Source organism: Mesorhizobium sp. WSM2240, from assembly GCF_040438645.1.
Taxonomy (GTDB): domain Bacteria; phylum Pseudomonadota; class Alphaproteobacteria; order Rhizobiales; family Rhizobiaceae; genus Allomesorhizobium.
This window is the reverse complement of sequence record NZ_CP159253.1, coordinates 98176-121797: the sequence shown is the minus strand read 5'-3', so window position 1 is coordinate 121797 and position 23622 is coordinate 98176. Positions and strand designations below refer to the sequence as shown.

The following is a 23622-nucleotide window of genomic DNA, read 5'->3' as shown; positions in this document are numbered from 1 at the left end:
GGCGAACTCAGCCGTTTTCGTCTGTTTGGGCTACCGTCGCTCGCCCTTTTTTCCCTGCAGACCGTGACGCGCCATGCGGTAGCGCAGTGTCTCACGCGTCATGCCGAGTCGCCTGGCAGCCGCCATCACATTGTCGCCGTCGCGCTCGAGCGCCGCCTGGAGGATCAGCTTTTCCATGGCGTCGAAAGTCATGGAGCCGTCGAGAGGAAGCCGGACGGAATCGCCGGACTCCACCGATGCAATGGGATCTTCTGGCCTGATCTGCAGCCATTCGGTCGGCAAATCTTCGCCTGTCGAAAGCAACACCGATCGCTCCATGGCGTTGCGCAGTTCGCGGACATTGCCGGGCCAATGATAGGCTGTAAGCAGCCTGCGTGCGGTTTCAGGGACGCGCCGCACGCGCTTGCCAGAGACGGCGTTGAACTCGCGGATGAGTTTCTCGACCAATTCGTCCAGATCCTCTTTGCGGGCACGCAAGGGTGGCAGCTCGAGCTGGAATACGCCGAGGCGATGATAGAGGTCCTCCCGGAATGCCTTCTCGGCCACCAGGGCACTGAGATTGCGGTTGGTGGCGGCGATGATCTGTATATCGACGGGAATCAGCCGCTCCCCTCCGAGACGGCGGATCGCCTTGTCTTCCAGGGCCTTCAAAAGCTTGGCTTGCAGGTCGAGGTGCAATTCCCCGATCTCGTCGAGGAACAACGTACCGTCGCTCGCCTGTTCCATCAGGCCGCGATGGCTGCCCTTGGCGCCCGTGAAGGCGCCGGCCTCATGCCCGAAGAGTTCGGATTCCAGAAGCTCGCGAGGCAGCGCGGCACAGTTCACCTCGATGAGCGGCCCGCCTGCGCGTCTACCGCTATGGTGCAGGATGCGCGCGGCGAGCCCCTTGCCCGTGCCGGTCTCTCCTATGATCACGATGCCGCTCATCGGAACTTGGCAAAGGCGTGAAAGCGTGTCGCGTACCCGGGCGGCCGCCTCGCTGCGGCCTATGAAGGCGCCAGGGCCATATCGGCCGCGTTGCTGTGAGGTTTCATCGGCGATCCGCCGCTGCGCCCGCGCGCCGCGATAGGCGGCATCCACGATGCGATCGAGCCGGTTGCGATCCATCGGCTTGGCAAGGAAGTCCAGCGCCCCGAGTTGCTTGGCCCTTTCGGCGTCGGGTGCCTCGCCAAGACCGGTAAGAAAAATCCATTCGCGCTTGTCGCCCTCCTCGCGTGCGCGCTCCAGAAGATCAAGCGCATTGCCATCCGGCAGGTGCAGATCGGAAAGCACGACGAGCCCCTCATAGCCCGTGCCATAGACGAAGGGCTCGGCCTCGCGCAGGCTGCGAACAAGCCTTATCGTGCGTCCTCCCCGCTCGAAATGCCGCTTGAGGTCGATCCCGAACATAGTGTCGTCCTCGATGATCAGCAGTTCCTCACCCATTCAGTCGGTAACTCCCGTTTGTTGGGCGGACGCAGGTCCGGTTGCGAGCCTTATCCACGCAGGGGTGGTTGAAGTCCACCACAATGGTGGATCTGGCCCCACCGCGCGGCAATAGCCCGCAGCGGTCAGTAGTCCTGAATGGACAGATCGCCACGAAGGCAGTGGTTTCCAACGGCCTATCCTAGAGCCGGCGGCTCTGGCCCGCTTCTTGATTGTTCCCTGTGCAGTCGCGTGGAGGACCAGCGGGTGAGAAGCATTTCGTTCGTCCTCTTCCCATCCACAGGAAACGAGGACAGCAGCCATGTCGCTATTCGATCTGGGCTCGCTCACGCCAGAGCAGCGCCATACCGTCATCGCCAGCTTCCTTGGCTGGATGCAGGATGCCTTCGACTTCTTTATCCTGATCTTCGTCGTCGCGCTGCTGGCCGGCTTTGGAGCAGAAGCCAAGGGGATCGCATTCGGCCGGCAGCGCGACGGTTCGCGGTCGAGTTCCCGGCGCTCGCCGACGCCGCCCGATGCCGTCCCATGGAAACCTCAACGTCCGGCAGCAGAGAGATGGCCGATATCGTGCAAACATCGCCTCGCGTCTATGGCGCGGCCGAACTGGCTGCGATCGGTGCCTTTGCCGCGGAACCGCACCATCTTCATTGGCCGAACTATTGTCCTGCAGGGGGCGACATGATCGAACTATCGTTGCACCTCGGAGCCGATGATACTCGTAAAGAGGTATGGCGTGGAGCATCACACATGCACTTGGTAGTCTCGGTTTTCGTTGCGTCTGGGATCAGCGGCGTTCAGGACGCGGCTGCAGCGAATCGACAGGCTTTTTGGTCGTGAAACAGATGCCGCCATTCCCATCGCGGTTGCACCCGGCGCTTCTTCTGACGCTGGGCTTCGCGCTTGTCGTGTTTATCGCAGGGGCCTCGGTATGGCTCGTGACGCAAGCCGATAGGGATTCCGAGCGGGCTGTGCAGACATTCGAAACCAAGGAAAAGCTTGCACGGCTTCAAAGCCTGGTTTGGCAGGCCGAAAGCAACCAGAGAAGTTATTTGCTGACCGGGGATTTGCGCTACCGCCAAGCCTTCCGGGCGGATGCGCAAAATGTGGATGCGGCCCTTACCCAACTTGAGTTCGCATTGGCCGAAAGCTCCGGCCAGGGTGATCGATCTGCACTTGTGGGGCAACTCGACGCGGCCGTAGCCGCTGAACTGTCGAGGCTCGAGCAATCCGCCGCCGAACGGGAGCGGAGCGGTCGCGCGGCGCCAGCGCCGGCAAGCGCTTTGGCCGGATCGCGCGCCGAAGAAATCCGAGAGCTGATCTCGAAATTGATCCAACAACAGCAGCAAGCGCTAAAGGGTGAGCTTGGCGCATCGCGCGGAACCGCCCAACTGCTCCTTATAGCAACGCTGATCAGCGCCTTCCTCATCGTCGTTCTTGCGGCGACCTCGATCAGCATGGTCCGCCGTTCGACCGGGCGGTTGATCGCGGCGCAAAGAGACCTCGAGGAGGCCAACGACACCCTCGAGGAAGCGGTCGCCAGACGAACTACGGAATTGCGCCGGGCGAACGAGGAAATCCAGAATTTTGCCTATGTCGTGAGCCACGATCTGCGCTCTCCGCTGGTCAACATCATGGGCTTTACGAGCGAACTCGAAATCATAAGGAAGGATTTGTTCGGCGCGAGCCCGGGACCGCGCGCCGAGGGGGAAGCGGCGGATTCCGATGAGAGCCTCGGTCGAGATTTTGATGAGGCGCTGAGCTTTATAAAAAGCTCGATTTCGCGCATGGATCGGCTCATCAAGGCTATTCTGAAGCTCACGCGCGAGGGACGCCGGGAACTCCGCCCGGAATGGATCGACATGACCGGCCTGGTTCGATCCATCGCCGAGGGCCTCGGCTATCAGGCGCAGATGAGCCGTGCATCGATTGAGGTCGAGCCGCTGCCGCCGTTCGTCGGCGACCGGCTGGCGGTGGAACAGATTTTCGGCAATCTGTTGGAGAATGCGCTAAAGTATCTGCGAGACGACACGCCGGGACAAATCCGCGTCAGCGGCCACACGGCGGCTTCCGGACTGGTCTACGAAGTCCAGGACAACGGGCGCGGCATCGAGGCCAAGGATCTTGACAGGATATTCGAAATCTTCCGCCGCTCTGGACCACAGGACCGGCCCGGGGAAGGGATTGGACTGACGCATGTGCGAACTCTCGCACACCGTCTCGGCGGGACCATCACCGTCCGTTCCGAACCCGGCCAAGGCAGCACCTTTGTGGTGACCCTGCCCAGCCGGCCCGCAACCGCTTTGCCGGAGAAAAGCCTATGACCGAACATGTAACAATCATCATGGTCGAAGATGACGAGGGTCATGCGCGCCTCATAGAAAAAAATATCAGACGTGCCGGCGTGCGCAACGAGATCGTATCCTTTCCGGACGGCACGAGCGCGATGGCCCATCTCTTCGGCTCCGACGGGTCGGCCAGACATCTCGGCCAGGCGCTTCTCATTCTTCTTGATCTCAACCTGCCTGATATGTCGGGGGTCGAAATCCTCAGACGCCTGAAGGCGAACGAACATCTGAAGCGGGCTCCCGTTGTGATCCTGACGACCACCGACGACCAGCATGAGATCCAGCGCTGCTACGACCTCGGCTGCAACGTCTACATCACCAAGCCGGTGGACTATGAGAGTTTCGCCCATTCGATCCGGCAGTTGGGCCTGTTCTTCTCCGTCATCCAGATACCCGAGACTGCTTGATGGCGCCCGACTCGGTAAGCCTTCTTTACATCGACGATGACCTGGCGCTTGCCAGTCTCGTCCGCAAGCAGCTCGATCGGCAGGGCTATAGCGTGGACACCGCAGGCAGCGGCGAGGAGGGATTGGCCCACCTGCGGGCCCGCAGCTACGACGTCGTGGCGCTCGATCACTATATGCCCGGCCAGGACGGGCTTGAGACGCTTGCGGCCGTCCGGGCGGAGCCGAACCCGCCGCCGGTCGTCTATGTCACCGGAAGCGAGGAAGGCCGCGTCGCGATTGCCGCGCTGAAGGCCGGAGCGGCCGATTATGTCATCAAGGACGTGGGCACGGATTTCCTTCCTTTGCTTCAGGCGGCGATCGAGGGGGCCTTGGCGGAAGCGAAATTGCGGCGCGAAAAGGAAGCCGCGGAAGCCGAAGTGCGCGCTGCCCGCGATCGCTTCGAAGCGCTCGCGGCCGAGAGGGCGATGCTGCTGCGCGAGGTCAACCACCGCGTCGGCAACAGCCTGCAACTCGTCTGTTCACTCCTTCACATGCAGCGTTCTTCGGGTGCCGACGCGCAGACAGCCGCCGCCCTTGCCTCCGCCCATGGCCGGGTGCTGGCGGTGGCGCAGATTCACCGGCGGCTTTACACGTCCGACGATGTACGCTCGGTGGCGCTGGATCATTATCTCCATGCCTTGGTGACCGACATCGAGGCGTCATCGACCGATACCGCCAGTCGATGGCTTTCGCTCACCGCCGATCCGGTGGCGATCGACCCAGACCGCGCCGTGGCGGTCGGTGTCATCGTGACCGAGCTTGTCATCAACGCTATGAAGTACGCTTATTGCGGAGGGAGCGGTCCCGTCCGTGTACTTCTCCGGAAGGATGCCAACGGCGATATCCGGCTTTGCGTAGAGGATGACGGGGTGGGCTCTGCGCCTCCGGCACCCGGTTCGACGGGAATTGGCCGCCTCATTATTGAGGCCATGGCCGAAAAGCTCAAAGCATCTTTGACGCGTGACACCGCCCATAGCGGCACCCGCATGATGCTGGATTTTCCCTCCGGAGACAGTGGGGCCGCGCCTGCTGGGCGTCGGTAGCGTCGTCACGACTACCTGGCGCAGGCGCAAACGGCCTGAAGCGCCAGCTCCGAACAACACTCCCACCAACAGGAGCAAGGATCATGCAGCGCACGAACTTCCATTGTTCTGACCTCGCTTGCGATCCGCTGATCGCCCGCCTGCCCCGTGGAATGAGCGCGCAACCAGGCGCTGGCGACAGCTACCGCTGATCGGCGCCACTTAAGTGCGGCGCCGACCTGCGATTGTAATAGTGCCGACACAAGCTCGCAAAGCGACGGGACCGCTATCGCCTGATATCAATGCACCGGGAGTTGATTGCCTGTTCCCGAGCGCATCAGGAACACAAAGGGTATGAGCCCTGCAAAGATCATCGCCAGCAGCAGGAAATTGTAGAGGAACGAAAGCGTCAGCCCCTGTTGGGCGACGTTTTGCGCGATAAGGCCTGCGCCTGATGCAACGCCTGCAGCTTGCTCGATCCCGCCGCCACAAACTGTTGCTGCAGCCCGGCGATTGCCTGCCGATAGGCGGGATTGCCTGAAGTCACGTGCTCTACAAGCGTGACGTTGTGCGCCTGCAGATGGCGTTGCAGCATGGTGGTAAGGAAGGAAATGCCGACGCTGCCCCCGATATTGCGCGAGACATTGATGAGCGCCGAGGCATTGTTGCTCTTCTCCGGCGGCAGGTCGACGTAGGCCAGCGTCGTGATCGGGATGAAGAGAAAGCCAAGCCCTATCGCTTGAACGAGCCGCGCCTGGGCGATCGTCCAGTAGTCGACGGCGAGCGAGAAACCCGACATGTGATAGAGCGACCAGGACGCGACAGCGAGTCCGAACGCAATCATCAGCCGCGCATCGACCCTACCACTCAGCCGCCCCACCAGCGGCATGACAAGCATCAGCGCGAAGCCTCCGGGCGAGATCACGAGGCCCGCCTCCATGGCCGTATAGCCCAGCAGCTGCTGCGTAAATTCCGGCAGGAGCGCCGTGCTGCCGAGCAGCACGAAGCCGAGCATGAACATGAGCAGGTTCGCTAGCGCGAAGTTGCGGTTGGCAAACAGCCGCAGATCGACGATCGGCTGGCTGGTCTTGAGCTCCCATGCGACGAACGAAATCAGCGCAACGGCGGAAAGTAGAGCGGCGGCAACGATGAAATGCGATGCAAACCAATCATCCTGCTGACCACGGTCGAGGACGACCTGCAGGAGACTGAAGCCCAGCGCCAACAGTCCGAAGCCGATATAGTCGATCCTGATACCACCGGCCTTCAGTTGCAGCCGCTGCGCCACCAGATGCGGCGGATCCTGAACGAGGCGACTGATGAGCAATGCCAAGCCAACGCTGATCGGCACGTTGATCAAGAACACCCAACGCCAATCGACATTGTCGGTGATCCAGCCGCCGAGGGTAGGCCCTACGGCCGGCGCCACCACAACGGCCATGCCGTAAAAGGCAAAGGCCATACCCCGCTGTGCCGGCGAGAAGCTGTCGGCAAGAATGGCTTGCGAAACAGGCTGCAGCCCTCCGCCGATCAGACCTTGCAGCGCTCGGGCCAGAATGAGGATCGCCAGCGTCGGCGCAACGCCGCAAAGGAACGAGCTTGCGCCAAAGCCGATGATGCAGCCGACGTAATAGCGCTTGCGGCCGAGCACGGTCGCAAGCCAACCGCTCATCGGCAGCACGATCGCATTAGTGGCAAGATAGGAGGTCAGGATCCAGGTCGCCTCGTCGGAACTGGCGCCAAGTTCGCCGGCAATGTTTTGCAGGGCGACGTTGGCGATCGAGAGATCGAGCACTTCCATGAAGGCGGCAAGCGCAACAACAGGCGCAAGGACAAACGAGGCTTGGGGAACGGTCGCAGGCGGCGAGCCGGGGGCGTCGGTGATGCTCATGAACGGACCGTCGCATCGCGGGTGGGCGAAGCGGGCCCGAAATATACCGTCGCTTCAACCGAAAGCCCCGGCCCGAGAACCATCGCAGAACCTAGAGGGTCATCGATAATGATCTTCACCGGCACCCGCTGCACGATCTTCACGTAGTTGCCGGTGGCATTTTCCGGCGGCAGAAGTGAAAACGCCGCGCCACTGCCGCGTTGGATGCTGTCGACATGCCCGTGGAGCACCGTGCCCGGATAGGCATCGATGCTGATGTCGACCTGTTGGCCTGGCCGCATCCGGCTAAGCTGTGTCTCCTTGAAGTTCGCCACCACCCAGGGACGGTCCACGACGAGGGACGTCAGAGCCTGGCCCGGTTCGACGGCATTGCCAGGGTGAACGGACCGGTTGGTGACAAAGCCCTCACCCGGGGCATGTATCTCGGTGTAGGACAAGTTGATCTCTGCCGCTCGCACGGCGGCCTCGGCGGAGGCTACTTTGGCTACGGCAGCCCCCAGCTCTCCCTGTTTTTCGGCGATCTGCTCAGCAGCGGTATCGGCGGCTTCGAGCTGTGCCTTTGCCTCAGCGAGCTGTGCTTGGGCGACCACGATGGCCTGCTGATCGGCTTTCAGGCCGGCTTCCGCGCTTTTGAGGGCTGCGGTCGCCTGGTCGAGTTGCTCTTGAGTGGCAAATGTAGCGGCCGCAAGCTTGTTGTAGCGTGAGACTTCAGCCTGATCGTAGTCGACCTGGGCCTGATCGGCGGCTGCCTTATCTTCCGCCTCCTTCACCGCGGCTTCGCTGAGCGCAACCTGTGCCTTTGCCTGCCGGAGTTGGGCTGCCGTCGTCTTCTGGGTGAGTTCGAGTTGGCGGCGAGCGACTTTCTTATCCGCGCGCGCCGCCTTGGGCCTGCGCCAAGGCGGATTCGTAGTCGCCTGGATCAAGCTCGACCAGGAGATCGCCGGATGCGACCTTCTGGTTGTCGTCGATGTGGATCGTACGGACCGTTCCGGCAATCCGTGGAGCGATCTGAACGACATTTGCTTCGATGAAGGCGTCGTCGGTTGTCTCCTGGTTTCGCGTCAAGAACCAGTATCCGGCCCCAGCAGCGAGCAGGCAGGCGATCACCGCGCCGGCCATAACGCGATACATCAATTGGCGCCGCGCTGGTCCGAGGTCCGGGACCTGGGGCTCCTGACGTTTCTCTACGTTCTCGTCGGTTACCACCGATTTTCCTTTCGACGCATTTGGAAGCAACTGAAACCCTGATCTCCGTCCCGAAAAGTTCAGCTTGCCATGCAAGCGCTAGCGGGATCGGCTTGCGGGAGATCTGCCTTCGAGGAAAGGATCTGGTTGCGCGTCATAAAACGGGACTTCCTCTACCTCCCACGCGCGCTCGACGTGATTTACGTGAACATGGCGGCCGTGATGTCCATTGAGCACCTGGATTGCCGTGTTTTCCTGAGCGAGATTTCTCGTCTGCACCCACAGCAGCAGTCCGCCTTTGGCGAGTTGGGCTGCGATTGACTCCCTGTGGTGCCGGGCGATCGTGTGGGCAAGCAATCCACCAATGCCTGCGCCGGCGGCGCCGGCGAGCAGAAGCGAGGCGAACGCCAAGGCAAGCGATCCGCCTGAGGCCATGATCGCAGCAAATCCGCCAATGCTCGCGACGTATATCGGAACGCCCACAGCCGCGGCTTCAAACTCGGTCCGAGAATCGGAGGAGATGAATAGGCCGAGACGTGTCCTTCTCGTCTGGCAGCACTCCGACCACCTCGGGGGAGCCATACGCGCCCCATGTATCAGCTGAAGTTTTGCCGTCGGTTTGGAACTCTGACTTCTTCCCATCGTATCTGGTACGCATGAATCGGACCTCCTCTCGTCGCATGTCCACTGAACTCGCCTTGTTGATTGGACCATCCGTATGAGACAAACAGATGGGATCAAACCGGCTCCTATAGGCATGGAGGCAAACCGCGGGCCATCTGGTAACTCATTGATTTTGCTGCAAATTATAACTTTTGCTGACGAAATGCAGGGAGGAGATGAACCACTCATGGTGAAAACCACCAAACGGCTGGTGGGCAGCAGCGGCAACAATTGAATGCTTCATGGCGGCACGAGGAGGCGCGAGACGAGCCGCCGCCCACCACGGCCATGCTGCTCCCCGGGAATTGGAAAAAGAGGAAAGGACCTGACTCTCCGGCCAAGACGCGCCGGTTTGTGGACCTTTCCTCACTGCCACGCGTAATTGGGCTAACCTTGGCCGACTACATCAGGAGAAATTCGCGCGGTAAGCTTCTGCGCTTCGGCGATGTCCCCGTCGCTCATGGTTTTAATCAATTCGTCCCGCAGATGCTGCGCCTCATAGTTTCCTTCTCTGGCGGCGATCTCGTACCAGACATATGCCCAGATCGGATCCTTCTCGACGCCCCAGCCATGGGCGTAGAGCTGACCGAGATCTTGCTGCGCCTCGGAATTGCCGGCATGCGCGGCCTGCTCCAGCCACTTATGCGCCTGCGCGAAGTCCTGCAGCGTCTCCGTTCCGTTGAAGTAGATTTCGCCGAGCCGGACTTCGGCCGCGGTCCAGTCTGCTTCAGCAGATTTGTGATACCACTTCAGAGCGGTATCCAGATTCTTTGGCACGCCGAGGCCGCTCTCATACATGTCGCCCAGCCAGAAGGCGGCTTCCGGATTGTTACCTTCAGCGAAAGGCGTGAGTATCTGTAGTGCCGTTTCGTATTCACCCGCCGTCAACGCGGCGACACCGCCAGCGACCGAGTCGTCTTGTGGGTTAACCTGCGCCTCGATAATGCGTCCGACCTCGCCCTCGAGTTCAACAAAGCTCGATTGTTGCTGGTCCGAAGCGGGTTCCGTGGCTAGATCTTCCACGCGGTTGCGTAACGCCAGGACCGGGGCGGACTGCGCTTTCGCGACGTCATCAACCGCTTGATCCATATTGTTCAGTGCCAGCCCAAGCTCTTCGGCGGTCTGCTCCCTATCGTGCAACGTAAACCGGGCAATCTCTGCATAGGACAGATGCAGTTTGGCCTCTATCATGTCTGATTGCAGTTTGGACTTTGCGCCGGCGCGCAGCAATTCGGCTTCGACATATGCAGCGCTCCGCTTCGAAATGGCCTCGGCTTTCCGCCAAAGCTCGTCCAGGCGCGACGACACGTCCCCGGAGTTTTTTTCAATGTCCGCTTTTAGCGACTGGGCATCTTTCGAAAGGGCTTGCGCCGCGCTGCGCGTCTCATTGTTCCCGTCCTTGGCCACGCGTTCGAGATAGAGGATGGCGTGATCGAGTTTGGCAGTCGCTGCATCGTAGACGCCGGCCGTGTAATCCTGCGTGGCCTGCAAAAGCGACTGGTGCGCTTCAACCAACGGCCTCTGGTATGCAGCAGTCAGGTAGGCAACATTGTCTTCCGCCGCTTTCAGGGCGGCATCGACTGCAAGGATGTCCCTGCGCTGGAGCTCTTCCCGCGCCTCGGTGATGAGGCGGCGGGTCGCGCCCAGCGGAATCTTAGTCTCCGTGAGGGACCGGTCGGCCGGAAACGCAGATTGTGCCAGGTCCAGAAGACCGAGAGCCTTGCCGAGTTCCTGGTCGGCCGCGTCGAAGTTTCTGCTTTCAAGGTTTCGCCGCGCCAGGGTGATGTGGCGCAACGCGTTAGAGGCGGTCGACGACATTGCCGCCCCGGACAGAGCCGCAATCTCGGCTGGATGTTCTCGGAGCTGCGCAGCGGCCGCTGGGCTCGCCATTGCCGCAGGCACTGCCAGAATTGCCAGAGCAAACGCCGATGAAAAGGCTGCAGCTGATTTCGGCTTGTTGCGTTGCATCGTATATTTCTCCTCAAGTTCGACCAACAATGAATCTCGTCGGAGACTCGACGCAGTACGAGCAAGCCGCACGCCAAAGAGAAAATTAAGTTTTATCAAACCCATACGCGGCCTGACTGCTGGCCGCGTTATTGGCATTGGTTCAAATCCACCGTACCCCAATGCAGATCCACCGCAGACCGGACGATAGCCCTCCCGAATCCGAGCGCATTTGGACGAGGACGGCGACGCCACGCCTCACCATCATTCAGCTCTTCGGCTTTCGGGCACGAACGCGGTAGGCTGTGGAGCTTGGCCATGCGTCGCCGGCTTTATGAGTGGCCGGCCGCCTTCGATTTGGCGCCGCTCAAGCTGATATCCAGCCGAGCGACCATCGTTAAAAGAACTCTGAATCAGTTTTCGACCTCCACCTCCAATGCGTCCGCCCGGAGGACATCGACGCTGGTCCCGTCCGCAGTGCGATGGAAATGCAGGTCGGCAACTCCTCGGCCGACACGGAGTCCAGAAAACTCCATGTGTTCAACGAAGCTGGGCAGGCGTGGCCGCTTGATCCGCAGCCGGCCGGCGAAGGCGTCCGGCTCCAGTCCGAGGCAAGTGGTGACGAGAAACGGCACAGCTCCTGCTGCCCAGGCTTGGGGGTGGCATGCCACCGGGTAGTGGACCGGTACCCCGAAATCCTCTCGTCGAAAACCCGCGAAAACCTCTGGAAGCCGGTGGTAACGAAACTGCATGGCGGCCTCCACGATTCCCGTAAAGATGCCTTCCGCTGCTGCGTCTGCCCCGTAACGCCGGCAGCCTGCCGCGACCAGCGCGTTGTCGTGCGGCCACACGGTCCCCAGGTGGTAACCAACAGGGTTGTAACGCCGCTCGTTTGCCGACAGGGTGCGCACTCCCCAACCGCTGAACATATCGTCGGCCATAAGCCGGGCCGCCGTTCGCTGCCCTTTGTCCAAGTCGGCTATGCCGGTCCAGAGCGCATGCCCGGGATTGGAGGATACGACATCGACCGAGTGGCCATGTTGTTCCAGCGCGAGGACATAGGTATCCTGGTCCTCCCACCAGAAATCGCGATTGAAGCGCGCGCGAAGCGACTCGGCCTCGTCACGGAGCTTTTCTGCGCGCGCGAATTCTCCGATACGTTCATAGAGATCAGCTATCCCGCGCTTGGCCGCAAAGACGTAGCCCTGCACCTCAACCAGGGCGATGGGCGCCACGGCAAGCGTCCCGTCTGCCCGCACAATGGCATCGCCCGAGTCTTTCCATCCCTGATTGATCAGACCTTTCTCGGACGTGCTCTCGTAGTCCAGGTAGCCATCTCGGTTCCTGTCGCCAATCTGCGCGATCCACGCCAGAGCACGCTCTGCCGACGCGCGCAGCTCATGAAACAGTTTAAGGTCTCCCGTCCAGGCTGCATGGCGCTCCAAAAGCAGAAGGAAGAGTGGAGTCGCGTCAACCGTGCCGTAAAACGGAGTGTGGGGAATCTCTCCGGCCCCTGCCAGTTCACCCACGCGAAGCTCGTGGAGAATTTTGCCAGGCTGCTCATCGCGCCAGTCGTCGACACGTTGCCCTTGATATCGGGCGAGGAGGCGTAATGTTTGCTCAGCCAACTCCGGCTGGAAGGCGAGCATTTCGAGTGCCACGATCAAGCTGTCGCGCCCGAACAACGCTGCATACCAGGGCACGCCAGCGCAGAAATACTGGGATGTCCCCAGTTGCGATCGCAACATGCCGATATCTCGCAGAGAGCGCTCGATGATGCTGTTGAGCAACAGGCTGTCGCTGTGTAATTTGGGATGTTGTCCCAGCCATTGCTCGGACTCGTTCTGGGTGTTGCGGACGAGATCGTGAAAGTTGACTAACGGCTGCGGGTCCGGGTCAGCTTGGGTGTCCTCGGCACGTTCGCCAATCTCTATAGCAACGGCGAGGGTCTGGATTTGCCCGGGTGCGACTCCTATCCGAAAGTGCGCGGCTGTCCCTTCGGTCCTATAGGGCGCCGGTGAAAAAGCGATGGTAACGGTTCGCCGCAATTGGTCGGCGCCGTGATATGCAAATATGAGCTTACCGTTACTCCAGGCAGGTGGTTCAGGCTTGCCGAGAGTCTCCTGCAGCAACTCACGAACGGTAAATACATCTTCAAAGCCGGCACCAAAGCGCAAGGTCACAGGAAACGTATAGGCATGCTGCCCAAACGTGCGAAACGTCAGGGTCTCCCTCAACGTCGTTTTCTCGGCATCAAGCAGGCGCTCCCAGCGGATGCCCAGCTGCTCTTTGGGCATCAACTGCCCTGGACCAAGATGGAGGTCGGGATTGGTCAGCTCAAAGAGCGCCATGTAGCCCTTTTCGGCAGTCGAGGCGAGCACGATCGGAGCAAGTCCTGTCAGCAGGAGCTGATAGCCGTTGAGAAAACGACAGTCGTGAAAGTAGAGCCCAAAGCCATGCTCGTCATCGAGCGGCACCTGTCCGTTGGGCGCCATAAGGAAGAACATATTGACGTTCTTGACGGTCACGGCATCTGCGATGCTGGCGATTATGGCCGGCTGCCCTCGGGTCAGCACGCGCTGCTTGCGTTCGTGCTGCGCCTGTGGCGTTTGTCGAGCCTGCTTCTGTGCCTGAGTGGATTCCCCGGGGGATCGCTGGGCCGGCGCAGCGGCGGCCCTTTTGTCGACCTTGAGCCGTCTGGCTTTTCTGTTTCGCGGTGAGTTCGGCATCCGACCTCCGGAAATGCGGCGCGCTCGGAATGAGGCACGCTCCATATAATGCACAATGCGCGACGTTGGGCTTCTGTTCGTGCGTTCAGTCATCTTAGCGGTCATCGATCTCGGTCGATCTCCTGACGGCACCCGCAACTGGACGAAGCAAGCCCCAGGCCACGTTCAACGATTGCCCTCCCTGAACTTCATGGATCCCGGCAAAGTGGCACGTGAGCCTTGTCGGCCTTTGCAGAAGCGATGCTCAGCTACGCACGTCCGCCTCAGTTGCAGCTGAATGGCGAGCCGGCTCCGGTGGTGGATCACCACCGCCTAGGCGTGAAATCCACCAGCTCCATCGAGAGGGCATGACAAGAGCGCAGAAATCCGACGTGTGCGGCCTGGCACATTGATTGCTTCGAGCCAGATACTGGTTTGCGCATGGTGTCGCGACCGACCTGGAGCGGTTGGCGTATGCCTGGAGCGGAGTCATGAGCTTGGGAGAATGAGCATGCAGCTGGGAGTGATTGGACTTGGACGCATGGGCGCAAACATCGCTCGGCGGCTCGGGCATGCGGGTCACCAGTGCGTAGTCTATGACCAGAATGGCAATATCGTGAGTGATCTTGCCGGCGAAGGCGCGCACCCCGCCGCAAGCCTCGAGGATGTCGTTGCCAAGCTTACAGCGCCGCGCGCCGTCTGGCTGATGCTGCCGGCGGGACATGTAACGGAAGAGACCATCTGGCGGCTTGCCGACTTGATGGCGCCTGGAGACGTCATCATCGACGGCGGAAACACCTTCTACAAGGACGATATCCGCCGTGCTGCGGCGCTCGGGCCCAAGGGCATTCGCTATGTCGATGTCGGCACGTCGGGCGGCGTGTGGGGTCTTGAACGCGGCTATTGCATGATGATCGGCGGTGACAAGGAAGCCGTAGACCATCTCGACCCGATCTTCGCCGCGCTCGCCGCAGGCCTCGGCCATATCACGCGCACGCCGGGACGGGACGGCCGTGACCCGCGCCCGGAGAAAGGCTATCTCCATGCCGGCCCTGTCGGAGCCGGCCATTTCGTCAAAATGGTCCACAACGGCATAGAATACGGCCTGATGCAGGCCTATGCTGAGGGCTTCGACATCCTGAAGAACAAGGCTTCCGAAGCGCTGCCCGCGGACGAGCGCTACACGCTCAATCTCGCCGACATCGCCGAAGTGTGGCGGCGCGGCAGCGTCATCTCCTCCTGGCTGCTTGACCTCAGCGCCATGGCGCTCGCAGAAAACGAGACGCTGTCGAACTTTACGGGCTCGGTCGCCGACTCCGGAGAAGGGCGCTGGACGGTGATGGCGGCCATCGAGGAGGCGGTTCCCGCCGAGGTCTTGTCGGCAGCGCTCTATGCCCGATTCCGCTCGCGCGAGGAGCACACGTTCGGCGAGCGGCTGCTCTCGGCCATGCGCTACAAGTTCGGCGGCCACATACAACGCCCGGCGGGAGGTTGAGCATGGGGCGAGGATCTCTGCCCACCGGTTTCCTGCGCCCCCGGTGATTGATCGCCGCCGGATGCAAATGCATAACCTACCCTAGACGCCAACCTCTGAACGCCGGCCTGTGTGCACAATGTTCGAGAACACAATGCTGGACCCCGCCGGGCCTGTCTCTGCAGCAACGCGCGAGCTGTTATTTGACGCAGTGGGGCTGATGCTGATCGTGGTCATCCCCGTGTTCTTCCTGACCGCGATCGTCGTCTGGCGTTATCGTACAAACAACGCAGGAGCTGCTTACGCGCCCGACTGGGACAGTTCGCGCATGATCGAGATCGGCATTTGGTTCGTGCCGCTGGTTATCGTGATTGCGCTCGGCATGATGGTTTGGAGCCGCACGCACCGGTTCGATCCGTACCGGCCGATCGCCGCCACCCAGCCGCCGCTCACGGTCCAGGCTGTGGCGCTCGACTGGCAATGGCTGTTCATCTACCCACAAGAGAACGTGGCGGCGGTCAACAGGCTGGTCTTCCCCGCCGGGCGGCCGCTCACCATAAAGATCACCTCCGACACAGTGATGAACTCGCTCTCCATTCCCGCGCTCGGCGGCCAGATCTACGCGATGGCGGGCATGGAGACGAAGCTCAACCTCCTGGCGGACCGGCCGGGCACGTTTATGGGACGCAACACTATGTTCAGCGGTGACGGCTTCGCGGCGCAGCAGTTCAGCGCCGAGGCTGTTGACGCGGCGGGCTTCGATGCCTTCCTCGCCGACGCGCGGGCCGGCGGCGAGATGCTCGGCCCTTCATCGTTCGAGGCTCTGGCGCGACCCACAATCGCCGGTCCCGTCCGGCTGTTCTCCGGCGTCGAGCCGGACTTGTTTCACAGCATAGTACAATCCCACGGCTCAATGCCGCAGGTGGAGAACGGCAGCAGCAGTGTAGCCGGACCAGCGGCCGCGCATTCGGTGCACTGCCAATGAACAGCAGCTTCATCTTAGGCAAGCTCACCTTCGATGCACTGCCCTTCTACAGTGTGATCGCGGCGAGCGGCGCCGCCGTCATCGTGCTCGGCGGGCTCTCCGTCGTCGCCCTTATCACCTGGCTGGAGGCTTGGGGCACGCTCTGGCGCAACTGGCTGACCACCACCGACCACAAGAAGATCGGCATCATGTATGTGGTGCTGGCGCTGGTAATGCTGCTGCGCGGCTTCGTTGACGCGCTGATGATGCGCGCCCAGCAGGCGATCGCCATGAACGATCCAGGCTACCTGACGCCCGACCACTTCCAACAGATCTTCTCCTCGCACGGCACGATCATGGTCTTCTTCATGGGCATGCCGTTCCTGTTCGGGCTGATGAACTACGTCGTGCCGCTTCAACTGGGTGCGCGCGACGTCGCCTTCCCGCTGCTCAATGCAATCAGTTTCTGGCTGACGGCGGCCGGCGCCGCGCTGGTGATGGTCTCGCTGGTGATCGGCGTGTTCTCCACCGGCGGCTGGACGGGCTATCCGCCCTATACGGAGCTCAGCTACAGCCCAACCGTCGGCGTCGACTACTGGATCATGGCGCTACTGATCAGCGGCGTCGGCACGACGCTCAGCGGCATCAACTTTGTCGTCACCATCTACAAGCTTCGCGCGCCTGGCATGAAGCTGATGCACATGCCGCTGTTTTGCTGGACCGCGCTTTGCGCCAACCTGCTCGTCATCTTCGCCGTACCGGGGCTGACCGTGGCCGGCGGGCTGCTCGCCCTCGACCGCTATCTCGGGATGCACTTCTTCACCAATGACGGCGGCGGCAACGTCATGAACTACGCCAACATCTTCTGGATCTTCGGCCACCCGGAGGTCTACATCCTGATCCTGCCGGCCTTCGGCATCTTCTCCTCCGTTATCCCGACCTTCAGCCAGAAGCGGTTGTTCGGCTACACCGTGCTGGTCTATGCGACGATGTGCATCGCGGTGCTGTCCTTCACAGTCTGGCTGCACCACTTCTTCACCATGGGCGCCGACGCCAACGTCAACGCCTTCTTCGGTGTGATGACCATGATCATCGCTGTGCCAACGGGAGTGAAGGTTTATGACTGGATCCTGACCATGTTCCGCGGCCGCCTGCTTTTCGACACGCCCATGCTGTGGTCGCTCGCGTTCATCGTCACCTTCGTCATCGGCGGCATGACCGGCGTGATCCTCGCCATCCCGCCACTCGACTACGTGTTCCATAACACGCTCTTCCTTGTCGCCCACTTTCACAACATGCTGATCCCCGGCATGCTGTTCGGCCTGTTCGCCGGCTATGCCTACTGGTTCCCAAAGGCGACAGGCTTCCGGCTCGACGAAAAATGGGGGCGGCGCGCCTTCTTCTTCTGGGTGGCTGGCTTCTATCTCGCCTTCATGCCGCTGTACGTGCTCGGCTTTCTCGGCATGTCCCGCCGAATGGCCTATTACGACCAGCCTGGTTGGCAAATCTACCTGATCGTGGCCGCCTTTGGCGCCTTCCTGGTGCTGTGCGGCATCATCAGCCAGATCGTCCAGCTCACCGTGAGCATCCGTGACCGAGCCTGCACGACGGACTTCGCCGGCGATCCGTGGAACGCACCCACGCTCGAATGGGCAACCTCCTCGCCACCGCCCGAGTACAACTTCGCCGTACAGCCCGAGGTCCACTCGCTGGATGCCTTCCGCGCCGCCAAGGAGGCAGGATGCCCCTATCCATGGCCGGAGCGCTACGAGCCAATCGAGATGCCGCGCAACAGCATGACCGGGATCGCGCTCGGCGCCGTATCGTTCGTGCTTGGCTTTGCGGTGGTGTGGCACATCTGGTGGCTCGCCGCTCTCGGCCTGTTGGGTGTCGTCGGGACGGTCATCGCCCGCAGTTTCGCAACCGATACCACACGTATAATCTCGGCGGAGGACGTGGCCGCAACGGAGACGCGCTGGAAGACGGCCGTGCTCGCCGCAAGAGGCGCAAGCGCATGAGCGACGCGACGAGCCGGCATCCCGGCATCAACCTTTCCCATGCCAGGCGAGAGGACGAGCGTCACGCCGAAGTGACCGTCTTCGGCTTCTGGGTGTATCTGATGAGCGACGCGATCATCTTCGCGCTGCTCTTCGCCACCTATGCCGCGATGGTCGGCCGCACGGCCGGCGGCCCGTCCGGCCCAGAGCTGTTCGACATCGCCAATGCCTTCGTCGAGACGATGGTGCTCCTCACCAGCAGCTTCACCTTCGGCCTTGCAGCGGTGTCGCTGAAGGAAGGGCGCGTCGGCGCGAGCCAGCTCTGGCTTGGTGTCACGTTCATCCTCGGTCTCGCCTTTCTCGGTCTCGAGCTGCGCGAATTCGCCGGCCTCGCTGCGCAGAATGCGACGCCGCAGACAAGCGGCTTCCTGTCGTCGTTCTTCGTGCTTTTGTCGACGCACGGGCTGCACGTGCTAGCCGGCTGCATCTGGATCGTCGTCATGATGGTGCAGATCGTCATCTTCGGCCTGTCGCGGCAGGTCCGCTCACGGCTAATGCGGCTCAGCCTGTTCTGGCACTTCCTCGATCTTATCTGGATCGTGATCTTCACGATCGTCTATCTGCCGGCGGTGGCGTCATGAGCGGCCCCTGGGAAGGCGAAGCCGGCGGTCATCAGGTGCCGCAGCCCGCCGCAGAGGCGCGGCAGGAACTGCGCTCCTACATCATTGGCTTTGTGCTGGCGCTGCTCTTGACCGCACTGGCCTTCGGCCTCGCCGCCTTTAAGCTGCTGACCGGCCCGACGTTCATGATGGCGATCGGCATTCTGGCGCTGGTGCAGGTCGCAGTGCATTTCCGCTTCTTCCTGCATATAGACCTGTCGCGGCAAAAACGGGAGGATCTGCAGCTGATCCTTTTTTCCAGCCTGCTGATCCTGATTATGGTCGCCGGCAGTCTCTGGATCCTGGCCAACCTCGACAGCCGCATGATGGGCTGAAGCACACGGCCCGATCTCTTGCGTCTTCGTCTCTGCACCAGTTCTGAGGATGCGCGCCTTCCGTGTCTTCTCCTACTGATCCGCTACGCCCAGTGCTGGGTCGGCCCGAACCGGCGGCGACACCAATCGAGCCCTGTGGCGCTCCGTTCAAGCCGACACGCAAACCGGAGAAGGAAATGACGCGGCGCCTACAAGGTCGGGCGGCCGGCATCTCCCTCTGGGAGGCCAAGACCATGCCGCTCGACAACCAGCTCGGCGGCATTATCTACTTCCTCCCTAGCGTGCTCGGGCTGCTCGTGGCGGTGATCCATCGCAAGAGCGGTGCCTGAACCCGGAAGGCAGTGTCCGCGTCCGCGGTCGTCGCCTCCCTCGCAACCATCAGAAGGACCTCCATCATGCCCGCCTCGGTCCAAGCGGCAACGCAGTTTTATCAGGATGCAGTCCGGCATAGCGTGAGGCGGGCGTCGCTGCACTACCTCGTGCAGGCCCGCGCTCATGGTCATCACCGGAATGCTCGCCATCCTCTTCCGGTGATCTCACCTAAGGCGCGTGTAGTGGCCTGGAAGCATTCCAGGCATTGCTGACAGAACTGGAGACCAGGATGTCTTTGCAGGGCAAGGTTGCAATCGTTACCGGCGGAAACAGCGGCATCGGCAAGGCCATTTCGCTCGGCCTTGCGGCGGCCGGCGCGAACGTCGTGATCGACTATATCGCGCATCCGGAGGCGACCGATGAGGTCGAACGGCAGATCGCCGCGCTGGGCGGAACCGCCATCGGCGTCGAGGCCGACGTCAGCCGCGTCGAGGACTTGCAGCGCCTTGTGGACGCCGCCGTCGCGCGCTTCCGCCGCGTCGACATCATGGTCAACAATGCTGGCGTCGAGACCCGCACTTCGGTCCTGGAAACGACCGAAGCGCAGTACGACAAGGTGCTGTCGATCAATCTCAAGAGCGCCTTCTTCGGCACCCAGATCGCCGCCAGGCAGATGATCAAGCAGGGCGGACCGGGACGGATCATTAACATCACCTCCGTCCACGAGGACTGGCCGATGCCCGGTAACACCCCCTACTGCCTTTCGAAGGGGGGCATGCGCATGCTGACCCGGACCGCCGGCGTCGAGCTGGCGCAGTACGGCATTCTGGTGGTGGGCGTCGGCCCAGGCGCGGTCGAGACGCCGATCAATACGGCTACCATGAACAACCCGGCGCAGCTACAGAAGCTCAACGCAGCAATTCCCATTGGCCGCATGGCCGACCCGGCCGAGATCGCCAACGTCGTTGTCTTCCTCGCCGGCGACGGCGCCAGCTATCTCACCGCCACGACTATCTTCGCCGACGGCGGCATCATGCAGAGTAGCGTCGGGCTGTAGCGCCATGCCGGACGCCCGTTACGACGTCATCATCATAGGCAGCGGGGCTGGCGGCGGCACGCTGGCCCATCGCCTCGCTCCATCGGGAAAGAAGATCCTTATCCTGGAGCGTGGCGACTGGCTGACGCGCGAAGCGCTCAACTGGAACGTCGACGCAGTCTTCCGCGACAATCGCTACATCTCGCCCGACACTTGGTATCTGCCGAGCGGCGTCTCGTTCCAGCCGCAGGTGCACTACTTCGTCGGCGGCGCCACAAAACTGTTCGGCGCCGCGCTCTATCGACTTCGCAAGGAGGATTTCGGCGAGATCCGTCACTATGACGGCGTCTCGCCCGCATGGCCGATCACCTATGACGAGCTCGAACCGTACTACACGCAGGCGGAGAGTCTCTATCAGATTCACGGCCGGCATGGCCTCGACCCGACCGAGCCTTTTTCGAGCGGCGCCTATCCCGCGCCCCCGGTCTCGCACGAGCCTCGAATCGCGAAGCTGGCGGACGACCTGGCGGCGGCGGGGTACCATCCCTTCCCCGCACCCGCAGGTGTCATGCTGGACGAGGCGAACATGGCCTACAGCAGATGCATCCGCTGTCAGACATGCGACGGCTTCCCCTGTCTCGTGCATGCAAAGAGCGACGCCGAAGTGATCGCCGTCCGGCCGGCGCTGGAGCATGCCGGCGTGACCCTGCTGCGCAACGCCTATGTGTCGCGGCTCGAGACCGATCCGGCCGGTCGCACGGTGACCGGCGTGATTGCCGAGGTCAACGGCGTTACGACGCAGTTTTGCGCCGACATCATCGTTACGTCCTGCGGCGCCGCCAACTCCGCCGCGCTGCTGCTGCGCTCCGCCACCGACAAGCATCCTGCGGGTCTCGCCAACGGATCCGGCCAGGTGGGACGCAACTACATGTTCCACAACAGCCAGGCGGTGCTGGCGCTCTCCGCAGTGCCCAACGACACCATGTTCCAGAAGACGCTAGCGCTGAACGACTTCTATCTCGGGAGCGAAGACTTTCCGTTCCCGATGGGCAACATTCAGATGATCGGCAAGACGCTTCCCGGCATGTATCGCGCCGAGAAGCCGCTGCTCACCGCACTGGCACCCGAGCTTGCGCTCGAAGAAGTGTCGCGCCACGCGATCGACTTCTGGTTGACGACGGAGGACCTGCCCGACCCGGATAATCGCGTCACCGTCGACGCGCAGGGACGCATCACCCTCAGCTATACGCCAAACAACCAAGTGCCGAAGCGCAAACTTTACGAGAAGCTGCGCGACATGCTGGCCCGGATCGGCGTGGCGCACCACCGTCTGGTGCCTCGCAGCATCTACATGGAAAGCGACATCGAGCTGGCGGGCTGCGCGCACCAGGCGGGAACCTGCCGCTTCGGCGACGACCCCGCGGCATCGGTGCTCGACCGCAACTGCAAGGCGCATGAACTCGACAATCTCTACGTCGTCGACACGAGCTTCTTCGTCAGCATCGGCGCGGTGAACCCGTCGCTGACAGCGATCGCCAATGCGCTTCGCGTCGGCGACCACCTGCTGCAGCGGCTGGGGTGAGCGACCGATGCAGCGATCCGCGACGACATTCGAGGTCGGGCTGCTCTACGCTGCGGGCATCGTGCAGGGGCTGGCGCTCGTCACCTTTCCGGCGGCGAGCACGGTGTTCACCAGCGCCGACGGCTTCGGGCTTTCCAGCACGCAGTACGGCGCGATGTTCATTCCGCAGGTCGTCATGGCGATTCTCGCCTCGGCCCTCGGGCCTCGCCTTTCCAGACGTTTCGGCCTGCGCGGCGTACTGATCCTGGGGCTTGTCGGCGATTTGATCGCCATGCTCCTGCTTTCGGCGAGTGCGGTAGCGACGGCCAGCTCTTACGGATTTCTGCTGCTCTGCGTCGCCACCGGCGCCCTCGGCCTCGGTTTCGGCGCGTCAGTCATGGCGCTGAATACACTGGTGGAAGGCTTCTTTCCGCAGCGGGCGGACTCTGCGGTGCTGACGCTGAACGCGCTGCTCGGCCTCGGCACGGCGCTTGCTCCACTGCTCGTGTCGCTGTTCACGATGTTGGGCGCTTGGTGGGCCCTGCCGGTGGCGACAAGCGTCCTCCTGGCATTGTTGCTGATCGGAGCGATGCACGCGCGTCTCACCCTCGCCAGCGTCACGGTAAAATCAAAGAACAGGATGCCGCCGCGCTTCTGGCTCTATGCCGGCGCGGTGCTGCTCTACGGCATTGCCGAGACCCTCGCCGGCAATTGGGCGTCGCTCTACCTTTCGGTCGAACGCCACGTGCCTGCCGCATACGCCGCGCTGGCGCTCACCGCCTTCTGGATCGCGGTGACGCTCGGCCGCGTCGCCTTCGCGCTGCTGGCTCGCATGATCTCCGCCCGGTACATCTATGTCGCTCTGCCGATCGTCCTGGCGGTGGCGTTCCAGCTCGTCGCCTGGTCGGATGGCGCAGCCGCGGGCATCGCGGCGTTCGCTGCGGTCGGTCTCGGGTGCTCGGCCTTCCTGCCGCTCTGCATCAGCTTTGCGGGCAGAGAGTTTCCGGACCAGGCGGCGAGCATGTCCGGTGAGCTGATCGCCTTCTACCAGATCGGCTACGGCATCGCGGCATTCGGCGCCGGCGCGCTGTTCGACATTTATGCGCTCGCCTATTCCGCCGTGTTCTCTGCCTGTAGCCTGGTCGCCGTGGCGCTTGCCGGCATCGCCCTTCTGGTGGTCCGGACGCCGGTCGACCGTCCGGCGTGATACGGGTGCCCAGCGCGGAGATGCGACAGATCGCCGGAAGTCAGCCTTTGCAGCAATTCGTTCCAACTGCGCGATTGCGCAACTTCGGACATTCAGCCCCCCTACCGCGACGGCAGGTGTGATCCCGGGTAAAGCCTTTGGCGCATCGTTTCACGTCGAGAGGTGAGCGCATCAGCCTAGCGATTGGACGCTGTTGGGAGACTTCCGTCGCTCACACGTCGAAACGCTGAAGGCGGGGAACTCCGCAAACTAGATCGCAAAATAGTCTGCGCTGCCCTGCTAAGTTCTTGAAAAGATGGCGCGCCCGAAAGGATTCGAACCTCTGACCCCCAGATTCGTAGTCTGGTGCTCTATCCAGCTGAGCTACGGGCGCGCGACGGGCCGCAGGTAAACGGCCACCGCAGGCCGGTCCTGGAACCGGCCGCGAACGAGACAGCTACCTAGC

The 23622-nt window shown here is 62.1% G+C and carries 21 protein-coding genes and 1 tRNA gene; 14 read left to right on the top strand and 8 right to left on the bottom strand.

Going from position 1 to position 23622, the window contains the following annotated elements; translation table 11 throughout:
- Positions 1 to 30 precede the first annotated feature (30 nt).
- On the bottom strand, positions 31 to 1425 hold the full coding sequence (locus ABVK50_RS00635) for a sigma-54 dependent transcriptional regulator (protein WP_353643286.1): 1395 nt from the start codon (positions 1423 to 1425) through the stop codon (positions 31 to 33).
- A 301-nt stretch (positions 1426 to 1726) separates the two neighbouring features.
- Here ABVK50_RS00635 and ABVK50_RS00630 point away from each other — a divergent pair, with 301 nt between their 5' ends.
- The 4 genes from ABVK50_RS00630 to ABVK50_RS00615 all read left to right on the top strand — a co-directional run bounded on the left by ABVK50_RS00630 (position 1727) and on the right by ABVK50_RS00615 (position 5259).
- Complete coding sequence (locus tag ABVK50_RS00630) at positions 1727 to 2107, top strand: hypothetical protein (RefSeq protein WP_353646076.1); 381 nt, start codon at positions 1727 to 1729, stop codon at positions 2105 to 2107.
- Between the two features lie 160 nt (positions 2108 to 2267).
- The gene (locus ABVK50_RS00625) at positions 2268 to 3746 is read left to right on the top strand and encodes an ATP-binding protein (RefSeq protein WP_353646057.1); all 1479 of its coding nucleotides are present in this window, start codon (positions 2268 to 2270) and stop codon (positions 3744 to 3746) included.
- Complete coding sequence (locus ABVK50_RS00620) at positions 3743 to 4177, top strand: response regulator (protein ID WP_353643287.1); 435 nt, start codon at positions 3743 to 3745, stop codon at positions 4175 to 4177. Before ABVK50_RS00625 ends, ABVK50_RS00620 begins: the two co-directional genes overlap by 4 nt.
- The gene (locus tag ABVK50_RS00615) at positions 4177 to 5259 is read left to right on the top strand and encodes a response regulator (protein WP_353643288.1); all 1083 of its coding nucleotides are present in this window, start codon (positions 4177 to 4179) and stop codon (positions 5257 to 5259) included. Before ABVK50_RS00620 ends, ABVK50_RS00615 begins: the two co-directional genes overlap by 1 nt.
- 388 nt (positions 5260 to 5647) lie before the next feature.
- Here the strand turns inward: ABVK50_RS00615 and ABVK50_RS00610 are convergent, their stop codons facing one another.
- The 4 genes from ABVK50_RS00610 to ABVK50_RS00595 form a co-directional block, all read right to left on the bottom strand.
- Positions 5648 to 7129 carry a DHA2 family efflux MFS transporter permease subunit gene (locus tag ABVK50_RS00610; RefSeq protein WP_353643289.1) on the bottom strand — a complete coding sequence of 494 codons (1482 nt, stop codon included), beginning with the start codon at positions 7127 to 7129 and terminating at the stop codon, positions 5648 to 5650.
- Positions 7126 to 8052, bottom strand: coding sequence for an HlyD family secretion protein (locus tag ABVK50_RS00605; protein ID WP_353643290.1), 927 nt, complete (start codon positions 8050 to 8052; stop codon positions 7126 to 7128). The genes ABVK50_RS00610 and ABVK50_RS00605 overlap by 4 nt, the downstream gene beginning before the upstream one ends.
- Positions 7994 to 8260, bottom strand: a complete 267-nt coding sequence (locus tag ABVK50_RS00600) for a biotin/lipoyl-binding protein (protein ID WP_353643292.1) — start codon at positions 8258 to 8260, stop codon at positions 7994 to 7996. The genes ABVK50_RS00605 and ABVK50_RS00600 overlap by 59 nt, the downstream gene beginning before the upstream one ends.
- A 153-nt stretch (positions 8261 to 8413) precedes the next feature.
- Complete coding sequence (locus ABVK50_RS00595) at positions 8414 to 8725, bottom strand: hypothetical protein (RefSeq protein ID WP_353643293.1); 312 nt, start codon at positions 8723 to 8725, stop codon at positions 8414 to 8416.
- 307 nt (positions 8726 to 9032) lie between these two features.
- Here ABVK50_RS00595 and ABVK50_RS00590 point away from each other — a divergent pair, with 307 nt between their 5' ends.
- A complete protein-coding gene (locus tag ABVK50_RS00590) occupies positions 9033 to 9212 on the top strand; it encodes a hypothetical protein (protein WP_353643294.1) in 180 nt (59 codons plus the stop codon).
- Between the two features lie 152 nt (positions 9213 to 9364).
- On the opposite strand, the gene ABVK50_RS00585 is transcribed toward ABVK50_RS00590, so the two are convergent.
- Together ABVK50_RS00585 and ABVK50_RS00580 are read right to left on the bottom strand one after the other, a co-directional pair.
- Positions 9365 to 10972 (bottom strand): hypothetical protein, encoded by a 1608-nt coding sequence (locus ABVK50_RS00585; RefSeq protein ID WP_353643295.1) that lies wholly within the window; start codon positions 10970 to 10972, stop codon positions 9365 to 9367.
- Positions 10973 to 11337: 365 nt separating this feature from the next.
- Complete coding sequence (locus ABVK50_RS00580; RefSeq protein ID WP_353643296.1) at positions 11338 to 13653, bottom strand: glycogen debranching N-terminal domain-containing protein; 2316 nt, start codon at positions 13651 to 13653, stop codon at positions 11338 to 11340.
- A gap of 490 nt (positions 13654 to 14143) precedes the next feature.
- Here ABVK50_RS00580 and gnd point away from each other — a divergent pair, with 490 nt between their 5' ends.
- From gnd to ABVK50_RS00535, 9 genes are all read left to right on the top strand, one after another.
- Positions 14144 to 15127 carry a phosphogluconate dehydrogenase (NAD(+)-dependent, decarboxylating) gene (gene gnd, locus ABVK50_RS00575; RefSeq protein WP_353643297.1) on the top strand — a complete coding sequence of 328 codons (984 nt, stop codon included), beginning with the start codon at positions 14144 to 14146 and terminating at the stop codon, positions 15125 to 15127.
- A 133-nt stretch (positions 15128 to 15260) separates the two neighbouring features.
- Positions 15261 to 16091, top strand: a complete 831-nt coding sequence (locus ABVK50_RS00570; RefSeq protein ID WP_353643298.1) for a COX aromatic rich motif-containing protein — start codon at positions 15261 to 15263, stop codon at positions 16089 to 16091.
- Positions 16088 to 18088: a cbb3-type cytochrome c oxidase subunit I gene (locus ABVK50_RS00565; RefSeq protein WP_353643299.1), complete on the top strand. Its 2001-nt coding sequence runs from the start codon at positions 16088 to 16090 to the stop codon at positions 18086 to 18088. The genes ABVK50_RS00570 and ABVK50_RS00565 overlap by 4 nt, the downstream gene beginning before the upstream one ends.
- Positions 18085 to 18708, top strand: a complete 624-nt coding sequence (cyoC, locus tag ABVK50_RS00560; RefSeq protein WP_353643300.1) for a cytochrome o ubiquinol oxidase subunit III — start codon at positions 18085 to 18087, stop codon at positions 18706 to 18708. The genes ABVK50_RS00565 and cyoC overlap by 4 nt, the downstream gene beginning before the upstream one ends.
- Positions 18705 to 19061 carry a cytochrome o ubiquinol oxidase subunit IV gene (cyoD, locus tag ABVK50_RS00555; RefSeq protein ID WP_353643301.1) on the top strand — a complete coding sequence of 119 codons (357 nt, stop codon included), beginning with the start codon at positions 18705 to 18707 and terminating at the stop codon, positions 19059 to 19061. Before cyoC ends, cyoD begins: the two co-directional genes overlap by 4 nt.
- A 176-nt stretch (positions 19062 to 19237) precedes the next feature.
- Positions 19238 to 19390 (top strand): hypothetical protein, encoded by a 153-nt coding sequence (locus tag ABVK50_RS00550; RefSeq protein ID WP_353643302.1) that lies wholly within the window; start codon positions 19238 to 19240, stop codon positions 19388 to 19390.
- Positions 19391 to 19662: 272 nt separating this feature from the next.
- Positions 19663 to 20430, top strand: coding sequence for a glucose 1-dehydrogenase (locus tag ABVK50_RS00545; protein ID WP_353643303.1), 768 nt, complete (start codon positions 19663 to 19665; stop codon positions 20428 to 20430).
- Between the two features lie 4 nt (positions 20431 to 20434).
- Entirely contained in the window at positions 20435 to 21991 is a 1557-nt protein-coding gene (locus ABVK50_RS00540) for a GMC family oxidoreductase (protein ID WP_353643304.1), read from the top strand.
- Positions 21992 to 21998: 7 nt separating this feature from the next.
- A complete protein-coding gene (locus ABVK50_RS00535) occupies positions 21999 to 23177 on the top strand; it encodes a hypothetical protein (RefSeq protein WP_353643305.1) in 1179 nt (392 codons plus the stop codon).
- Positions 23178 to 23473: 296 nt separating this feature from the next.
- Here the strand turns inward: ABVK50_RS00535 and ABVK50_RS00530 are convergent.
- Positions 23474 to 23550 (bottom strand) — tRNA-Arg (locus ABVK50_RS00530).
- Positions 23551 to 23622 lie beyond the last annotated feature (72 nt).